The organism is Burkholderia sp. AU32262, from assembly GCF_020419985.1.
Lineage (GTDB): Bacteria > Pseudomonadota > Gammaproteobacteria > Burkholderiales > Burkholderiaceae > Burkholderia > Burkholderia semiarida.
Genome location: NZ_JAIZRS010000024.1, coordinates 103,751 through 113,203 on the forward strand (window position 1 = coordinate 103,751; position 9,453 = coordinate 113,203).

Sequence of the window (9,453 nt, forward strand, 5' to 3'; positions counted from 1 at the left end):
ACCAACTTCTCAACAACGTCCACGGGTTGCCCGAATTCATTTAGGTCCCGAGTTCCACGTTGCAGCGCCCGAGCTCCCCGAATCACGCCATTCGCCTTCTCGGTCGATTGTGTTTGAAGGGGCCACTATAGATAACATCGAGGAAACCGTCAAAAATCGTCACCGCTCCTTTATTGTGCTCAATCTACTTTGGTATGATCTTTTGCGCTGTCGAACTACGTTCCGCGACCGCCGTGCGGAACTAGCCTGAAAGCAAAATTAAATATTTTCGTTATTTATTTGTAGTTTTTATTGAGGTGCATACGGAGTTCCGGCGTTTAGATGTCTAGCTACGATCGGGCGCGTTCTGCACAAAACGGGGTGACTGCATGGCCGGGGAAAGCTTGCTGAAGGTGCTGCGCGGCGGCTACGCGCAATTCGATCGCATCGTTAAACTTGACACTCCACTCGGCGACGATTGGCTCACGCCGCTGTACGTCAAGATCAACGCGCGGCTTGGGCGCAATTTCGAGGTAACCGTTGATGCCTCATCCGTCATGGGCGACAAGATCAAGCTCAACGCCCTGATGCTGCAACCCGTCACGCTGTGGATTCAGCAGACCGATGGCGGCTATCTGCCGATCCATGGCTATGTGCAGCGGGCTCGCCGCCTTGGAAATGATGGAACCGTTTCGTATTTTCAACTCCAGTTCTCTTCGTGGCTAAGCTTCCTCAAGCTCAGCAGCGATCGGCGCGATTGGCAGGAAGCCAGCGGCTGACAGATTCTCACCGACGTATTCGACAAGCATCCGCAGGCTTCCGGCAACTATGGACAGGAACTGCGTACGGCAATGCGCTCGTATTCGCACCGCGTGCAGTGGGAAACCGACTGGAATTTCGTGCACCGGAGTCTGGAGGAAGTCGGCGTGTTTCCGCGCTTCGATTTCGCGAAGGACGGCAAGTCGCACAAGGTCGTCATGATGGACGATCTGTATTTCGGGCCGTCGCTGCCGAATTCGGAGATGAAGTTCAGTCACGCGGGTGCCGACGAGGATTTCGACGGGCTTACCCAGTTGAGCGAACAGCAGGACGCCCAAAGTGCGACGCTGACGCTCGGCACCGCCGACTATAAGCGACCTGACCTCGATAAACAGGCGAGCACGCCAGCGGCCGACTTGGAAGAGTTACCTGGTCAGGGCGAAGAGTATCTCTATACCGGTTCACAGACGTGGGCCGAATCTGATGCTGGACAACAACAGGCCCGCATCCGCACCGAGGAATGGGCTTCGCGAGCAAAACGCTATTTCGCGATCGGCAGTCCCCGCTATGCATTGCCCGGCTACTGGTTCAAGGTGTCGGGACATCCCCTCTTCGATACATTGCCTGAGGAGGAGCGCGAGTTGTCGATCATCGCGAGCGACTGGTTGATCCAAAATAACTTGCCCGGCATAGACGCGCTTACGCGATTCCCGCGCAGCCTGCGCGGCGAGATCGAACAGGTTAAGGCGGCCGGAGCCGGTACAACCGTGAGCCACCGCGATGGCGGTATCGGATTTTTTCACGTCGAGATCGAAGCACAACGTCGCAAGACACCGTTCCGCAGCCCCTTCGAGCATGAGAAGCCGGAAATGCATTTGCAGACGGCGATTGTCGTAACTGACAGTGACGAGGAAATCGTCACAGACGACGGCAATCGTGTGCGGGTCCGGACGTCGAACAGTCGAAAGGATCGCAATACGAAGTCCACGTCGTGGATTCGCGCAGCGATGCCGGACGCAGGTTCGAAGCGCGGCGGCTACTTCCCGTTACGTAAAGATGATCAGGTGCTCCTCGGGTTCGTCAATGGCGACTGCGACCGGCCGGTAATCATCTCGCGACTGCACGGTGGCGCAACGATGCCGGTGTGGCACACGCACGGCCTGCTGTCCGGCTTCCGTTCTCGCGAATACGGCGGTGACGGTTTCAACCAGCTCGTCATGGACGACGCTACCGGGCAGAACCGGGTCCACCTTTACTCGTCGAGCTACAGTTCTCACCTGCATTTGGGTTACCTGATCGAACAATCCGATAACACGCGTGGCTCGTTCCTCGGCAACGGATTCGACCTGAAGTCCGGCGCGTACGGCGCGGTACGCGCCGAGCAGGGGCTCTATGTATCGACGCAGCCAGCCACCGCCCAGCCGCTGAACGTAACGGCCGCCACCGATCCGCTTGCCGGCGCGGAGGCCGTGCTCGAGACCGTGTCGAAGGCTAGTGAAACGAACCGCGCCGAAAGCCTCCAGGACGGTCAGGCCGCGCTGAAGTCGTACACCGACGCAACGCAGCGCACGGTCGCCGGTTCTGCCAGCGGCGGCCGTACTGCCGGTGGCGGCACGGGCAATGCGAACGGTTTTGCGAAGCCGGTGATGTTGCTGTCGAGTCCTGAAGGCATCGCCGCGTCGACGCAGCAATCGGTACACGTCACGGCGAACCAGCACGCGAACGTCGTTGCAGGCAAGAACGTCAACTTGGCCGCCGGTAAAGCGTTACTGGTCAGTGTGCTCGACAAGATCAGCCTGTTCGCGCAAAACCTCGGCATCAAGATTTTCGCGGCAAAGGGACCGGTAGACATTCAGGCGCAAAGCGGCTCGGCCTCGCTGGTGGGGCTGCAGGACGTGAAGATCGAAAGTGCGGACGGACGGCTGATTCTGACGGCCGCGAAGGAAGTGTGGATCGGCGCGGGCGGCTCGTACATCAGCATCAAGGGCGGTCTGATCGAGAACGTGACAACCGGACAGATTCTGGAAAAATGCGGGAGCTGGGATAAACCGAGTGGTGGCAGCGGAATGAAGCTTGATCCGCTGAAGGCGACGCCAGTTTCGACTGACGGCGGACGCGGTTCGCTCTTCTCCGGCTGACACGGAAACGTAACACGCCGTCGCAACACGAAAGCAAAAACGAGAGATTCCGAGAAACATGAGCAAAAGCCACCATTCCTCCAAGCATGCAGCTCCGGCCAAGACGGCTTCCGCGCCGAGCACCCCCGCTGCGACGCCGGCTACATCAGCGCCACCTCCATATCGACCGTTGCGGTGGGCATTTCCGTTCACGCCAGCAGGGCAGGATGACCCAACTAATCCGATGACCTACATGAAGGCGCTAGCGGCCGCTGAAGACGGGTTCTATCCGCTCGGCGCGAACGGCATGTGGCATGGTGGCATCCACTTCGACCAAAATACGGCGGCGCAATTAAAGCAAGGTGATGGTATCCGCGTGATCGCCGACGGCGAAGTCGTTGCGTACCGCCTCGATAGTAAGTATCCGGAACAAGACTACCAAGACGACCGCCACGCACTGTATTCGACCGGTTTCGTACTTGTCCGCCATCGGCTGCAGTTGCCCCCGCCGCCCCCGCCCGATCCCCCGAAAACGGATACAACCAAGAATTCGGCCACGCAACCGGCAACGTCATCCAAGTCGACAGCTACATCGGCATCAGTACCGACAGCGACATCGGCACCAGCGCCAGCATCAGCAGCGGGCACGAATAAGCCTGCACCGGGCGAAGTATTGACGTTCTTCAGCCTGTACATGCACACGATGGATCACAACAGCTACCAATCAGCGGCGGAACAGGCGAAAGTCGCCCAGGTTGATCCATCGAAGCTGAACATGAATCCGATGCCGTATTGGGAAGGCGACCGCTACTATCGGGTCGGCGACAAGGCCAAAGACTCACAAGAAGTACCGCGACCGAAGGTACCCGTGCCAAGTAATCGCGATGTACTTGGGGAGTTCATCGAAAGCGATTTCAAGAAGGTGCCCGAGCCGGTAGCAAATACGAAAGACTCGCCCCCACCTCAGCCTCCTATTACCGGCCTCCGCATCCGTGATCTTCCTAACGGAAAGATCATCGGCATCCTGCCGCGCGGGTCTGAGTTGACGGTCGTGGCCGATGACAAGACAAAAGCAAATCCGGGTTGGATGAAGATCAATACAATCAAGTCTGGCACACCGGCCAGCGCGGCCGTAGGTCAACCGGTATCGCAACACGCTCCGTATGGATATGTGTACGAAAAGGAACTAGACATAATTGTTGACCCTAAGCCTCTGGATACGGTCGTCGTCCTAAAAGAGCCATATCCGGTCAAGGCCGGCAACGTGATTGGTCAGCTCGGCCACTATCTGCGCTACCCCGACGCAAAGCTACTTCCTCCGAAGCCGACGCGGCCATTGCTGCATCTCGAAGTTTTCGCCGGGCCCGAATTCGAAGCATTCGTCAAGAAGAGTCAGGCCCGTGCGAAAGAACGGCCCCCGGAAAAAACGTTCCTGGAAATCTCGCCGGGCGCGCTACTGGTGACCAACCTGCCCGAGCCTGACCAGAAACTGCAACCCGGGACCAAACTTGTCGCTGTTACCCCCGCCGGGAAAGGAAAGTGGGTCAAGGTGCAACCGAAAACGGCAGCGCCTGTACATGGCGGTCGTCATGCGAAACCCGTGTTCAACGACGTCGGCCCACCTGTATGGGTCGAAAGTGACTTCGCCAATACGACCGCGACGGCAATCGTGCCAGGCTGGAAGGATTTCCCGCTAAGCCTCTCAAACGCGAAGGGGCCGGGCGCAGATTTCCGCAATGTATTTCGACGAGTCGACCTCGAAAAGAACGGTGACGCGAACGTCGCGAAGGACGACAAGGGGCGGCGCTGGTACTACGTGACTATCGGCACGAAGGACGGTAGCACTCGAGCCGGATGGGTCTGCGAGCAAAATCCCCCACTGGTTCGGATGTGCGGGCCGTGGGACTGGCCCGGCTTTGAACTGGTCGACAACAGCAGCATCAAACCTGTCGACATGTTCAAACGCTACATCCACGTCGCCGAGCAGTTTCTGGCCGACGAAGACAAAACCGAATTCGAAACGAGCGCGGCAACCGTGAACGCGAGCCCTCTCATCTCGAAGCTTGAGAAGGCAATTGATGCGAACCACGACGGGAAGGTGACAGCACAAGAGCTGAAGCACGCGCAGGAAACACAGTGGACGGCCGAAGCCCTCTCCCATCTTGTAGTACGCTGCGAAAGCGAATGGGGCGGCGGCTTGGGAAAGTGGGAAGCGCTGTCGCCGCTAATGAAGAAACTGCTGTGGCTATGGAAGGCCGAGATTGAGCGAATCGGAAAACTGCAGTGGTGGGAACAGGTCGTCGAAAAAAAAGTGGACGGGTTCCCAAGTGAGCCGAACCCATGGCATTTTCATCCGATTGGATTGATCGGCAATTTCATTAATTCCGGAATTGGCGATCCAACAAGAATTCTCCGACTGTCCGAACAAGACGTAGAAGACCTGATTAAAGTTACAGCAACAGAGGTTGCCATCAGTCTAAATGATGAAAATTTAGCCAATCAGGCCGGCGCAGTCGTTGACACCATCATAAACAGAGTGATGTCCGGCGTCAAAAACTGGAGCACTTTTAGAGGCGTAATTAATGATAGGTGGCAGTTTTCAGACATTAACGCCCCGAGAGCGGGCGCATATGGATCAGTGCAAAACGTTCCCGAGAGTAGAGTCCCTGCAAGGGTAAGAGCCATGGTTATTGCTCATTTGCAAGATAGAGCAAATGGTGGCCCTTCTCTCGTCGGCAACAATCTCAGCTATGCAAATCCATATGCCTTAGACGAGGCTACGGATGCAACAAAAGCATGGGTTGAAGATGTTGTCCATCAAGCAAGCATTACCGGATATAGGTACGGAGCGGGACGCGCAGTTCATGTACATGGAACAACGGAAGGCCTAATGCCTTTTAGACCGGAGCCTTTTACTATAGTAATTCCAGAATCATACAATCAATAATTTTTTATGAAGCCATGAAAAAAATCATCTCACTTGTATTTTTTATTTTACCTCTAACCTCTTTTGCCGATGCATGCATCAATAGCGGGAACGTATACGACGACTTATCCTGCACCAATCAATCCCTGGATAAATCAAAAAAAGAACTCAATTCAATTTATCAAAAACTGTACTCTGCCACACAGTACAAGAATGAGTTTGAGCAATCTCAGAAGGCTTGGCTCAATTACCGGGACAAGCAGTGCAACGGCTATATCGCAGCCGAAGCGTCGCAATCCCAAGGCGCCGGCTCCGGTCTAATCACGAAGGATTGCCTTGTCACTATAACAAAACAGCGAGTTGATTATTTAAAAACACTTCTCGGGAAATAGTAGGCTGACATGATGAATTTAATTCGCATCGGAGACGACACCGATCACGGCGGTAAGGTCGAAACGGGTTCCACGACGATGCGCTTTGACGGCCGCTACGTCGCTCGCAAGGGCGATCGCGTGTCGTGCCCGCAGCATCCCGAAGTGTCGTCCAACATCATCGTCGAAGGCGATCCGTCAATGACGGACGACGGTATTCCGATCGCACGGCACGGCCATCGCGCCACGTGCGGCTGTCACCTAATCTCGAGTCTCGTTTGATCCTGAGATCAAACAAGGTGCCAACGTGTCGACAAATGTCGTTGGTTGTGTATCGAAATCAGCGCTCGCAGATGTTTAGCGCCCCGCGCCTGACACCTATGCCGGGCCGGATTGTGGATTGGCACGTGGTTTGTTATTGGTAACGGGTGCAGTCTTTATGGCAACCGGTGATGATCGTCTGACCTGCTCCCCGCGTTTAGTACGGTGACGGTGTAGAGTCCGTTCCAGAGAGGAACGGCAATGAAGAAGCGATTCACCGAAGAGCAAATCATCAGCATCTTGAAGGAAGCCGAGGCTGGCCTGAAGCCGGCGGAGCTGTGTCGCAAGTACGGCATCTCGGAAGCGACCTACTACAACTGGAAAGCGAAGTTCGGCGGGATGACGGTCTCCGAAGCGCAGCGTTTGAAGGAGCTGGAGCAGGAGAACAGCAAGCTCAAGCGTCTGTTGGCCGAATCGATGCTCGACAACGCCGCGCTGAAGGACCTGCTGGCTCGAAAGTAGCAAGCCCGCAGGCCAAGCGCGAAGCGGTCCGGATATTGATGACCGAACGTGCCATGGGTGTTACCCGGGCCTGCGGGCTGGTAGGGATTTCGCGCTCGCTGTTCCACTACGAATCACGCCGCCGAGTTGATGACGAAGCGCTGACTGGCCGGATGATGGCCATCGCCGCGCAGAAGCGCCGCTACGGCTATCGCCGGATTCACGTGCTGTTGCGGCGTGATGGCTGCTTCGCCAACCACATGCTGTAATTGCGTCTCCGGCTAACGACGGAGGCTGCCATGGAAACGTATGTGGGTCTCGATGTATCGCAGATGTCAACGGCGGTTTGCGTAATCGATGGGGACGGTAATCCCGTCTGGCGCGGAATAGTAGCATCGGATCCGCAGGCTATTGATAGCATCATCCGACAGCAAGCCCCCGAGGTCCGGCGCGTCGGAATGGAAACTGGCCCTCTCGCAGTATGGTTCTATCACGCACTGCGAAATCGAGGTGTTCCTGTTGATTGCATTCATGCCCGCCACGTGCACGCAGCGCTCGCGACGCAACTGAACAAGACTGACAGCAATGACGCGCGCGGCATCGCTCAACTCACGCGCAGTGGCTGGTATCGTGCCGTCGAAGTCAAAAGTATCGCGAGCCACGAAGTCCGGCTGCTTCTTGGAGCGCGCAGTCAATTGGTCAGTATGCGTACCGGCCTGTACAACCAGATCCGCGGGGTGCTCAAAACCTTTGGTGTTGTGCTGCCTCCTGGTACGCGCAGCGCATTCGAGAAACTCGTCGAGCAACATACGCCATCGACATCGCTAATCCGTGGCGTAGTTGACATCCTGCTCGACAGTTGGAGGCATATAGACAGGCAAGTCCGTGAGACCGATAAGGCGCTTGAACGGATTGCGCGCGCCAGCGATGTGTGTCGTCGTCTGATGACGGTCCCCGGTGTCGGCGTGAAGACAGCAGTGGCATTCGCTGCTGCAGTCGACAATCCGGATCGATTTCGCCGTGTCGGCGATATTGGTCCGTATCTTGGTCTAACGCCAAGGAAGTACCAATCAGGGGACGTCGACCATAACGGTGGAATATCCAAGACCGGCTGCCGGCTGACCAGACACATGCTGTTCGAGGCGGCGTCGGCTTTGCTCCTGCGTCATAAGCGCGACTGCGCAATCCGACGCTGGGCGCAGGCACTGATTCCCCGGATTGGCCTGCGCAAAGCACTGGTTGCAACCGCTCGCAAACTCTCGACGCTGCTGCTCTCAATGTGGAGAAGCGGCAAGGAGTTCATCCCGGGATAGCCACACGCTCGCCGTCGCAAGTCGCTTTACCTGCAACAACTGCGGTACCGGTTCATCCAGGCTGATTACGTCGCCTCAACGATTCCTTGACGCGCTTTGCGGGAAAACCGCGGCAATCACATCGGAACGTTGTAGCGACTCTCTGACGGCATGTTGTGGCGTGAACACGACCACGAAGACGACAAGGAAACGGCTGGTCTGAACCCTTTCCAGGAGGATGATCTATTGACAGCAATTAGACGACAAGCGCATCTGGCGCCTGTACAGCAAGGCGGGACTGAGCGTGCGCAAGCGGCGACGCAAGCGTATTGCGGCTGTCGAGCGCACGCCGCTGCCGTTACCAACAGGCCCGAATCAGAGCTGGTCGATGGACTTCGTTTCTGACGGGCTGGCCTATGGTCGGCGGTTTCGATGCCTGAACGTGGTTGACGACTACACGCGCGAGTGCTTGGTCATCGAGGTCGATACATCGCTGCCGGGCTTACGAGTGCAGCAAGTGCTCGAGCGGCTCAAGGAGATGCGAGGCTTACCCGCATCCATCACGGTCGACAACGTTCTAAATGCAAGCGGAATGTGCAACGCAAGGTAAAACGGTGCCGCGCACACGGCGAGATGCAGTGCGCGAGCTGTCAAAGAGCGAACGACAACCAACCAGTGGTCTTCCGCGGCATCGGGGAGACTTGCTGACCATAGTGGACACAAGATTCATCGCACACGGCGTGATCTTCACCGTACCTAAAACAGCATAGAAGCCCCAGCGGAAGGTCCGAGCATTATCTACGGGGTCGCCTGCGCCCCAACGGCAGCCGAGAGAGGGATCGATCCACTGGGTAAACCGAGTTCGAAGAACTGCCTGTAAGGCTGGTTCTTCTTGATCATGCTGTAAGCCACGCGAGCCATCTTCGCTGCCACGGCGGTAAGCGCCTTGCGCTTGAGGTCAGCGTCGTCCGGATCTGCATGGACGTAACGTTCATATTTCGAGCGGAATGAGTTCTCCTTCATGCGCACGGCAGCCATGCCTGCCATCCAGAAGGCCAGCCGCAATCGTGCATTGCCGCGCTTGGAGAGTTGCTCGCGCCCCCGCTGGGTACCCGACTGCATCTTCGCCAGGTCGAATCCACAGTACTTCAGGAACTGACGGTGGTGACCGAAGCGGCGCAGGTCGCCGGCCTCGGCGAGGATAGTCATGGCGATCACCGAGCCAATGCCAGGCAGCGTCTTCAGAT

Annotated in this window: 5 protein-coding genes and 3 pseudogenes; 7 read left to right on the plus strand and 1 reads right to left on the minus strand. The window is 56.9% G+C overall.

Annotated features, from left to right (window positions below; translation table 11 throughout):
* Nucleotides 1-368: 368 nt before the first annotated feature.
* The 7 genes and pseudogenes from LGN10_RS25770 to LGN10_RS25800 all read left to right on the plus strand — a co-directional run.
* A pseudogene (locus LGN10_RS25770) lies at nt 369-2,876 on the plus strand (type VI secretion system Vgr family protein).
* Nucleotides 2,877-2,934: 58 nt separating this feature from the next.
* Nucleotides 2,935-5,802, plus strand: coding sequence for a cell wall hydrolase (locus LGN10_RS25775; RefSeq protein WP_226225452.1), 2,868 nt, complete (start codon nt 2,935-2,937; stop codon nt 5,800-5,802).
* A 14-nt stretch (nt 5,803-5,816) separates the two neighbouring features.
* Entirely contained in the window at nt 5,817-6,173 is a 357-nt protein-coding gene (locus LGN10_RS25780; protein WP_226225454.1) for a lysozyme inhibitor LprI family protein, read from the plus strand.
* A gap of 9 nt (nt 6,174-6,182) precedes the next feature.
* Nucleotides 6,183-6,434, plus strand: coding sequence for a PAAR domain-containing protein (locus LGN10_RS25785; RefSeq protein WP_124659564.1), 252 nt, complete (start codon nt 6,183-6,185; stop codon nt 6,432-6,434).
* A gap of 240 nt (nt 6,435-6,674) precedes the next feature.
* Nucleotides 6,675-7,174: pseudogene (locus LGN10_RS25790) on the plus strand (transposase); the annotation flags it as partial.
* A 39-nt stretch (nt 7,175-7,213) separates the two neighbouring features.
* Nucleotides 7,214-8,227: an IS110 family transposase gene (locus LGN10_RS25795; RefSeq protein ID WP_226225456.1), complete on the plus strand. Its 1,014-nt coding sequence runs from the start codon at nt 7,214-7,216 to the stop codon at nt 8,225-8,227.
* A gap of 244 nt (nt 8,228-8,471) precedes the next feature.
* Nucleotides 8,472-8,780 (plus strand): annotated as a pseudogene (locus LGN10_RS25800) (DDE-type integrase/transposase/recombinase); the annotation flags it as partial.
* A 224-nt stretch (nt 8,781-9,004) separates the two neighbouring features.
* Here LGN10_RS25800 and LGN10_RS25805 read toward each other — a convergent pair.
* A partial coding sequence (locus tag LGN10_RS25805; RefSeq protein WP_226225460.1) for a transposase occupies nt 9,005-9,453 on the minus strand: 449 nt, incomplete at its 5' end.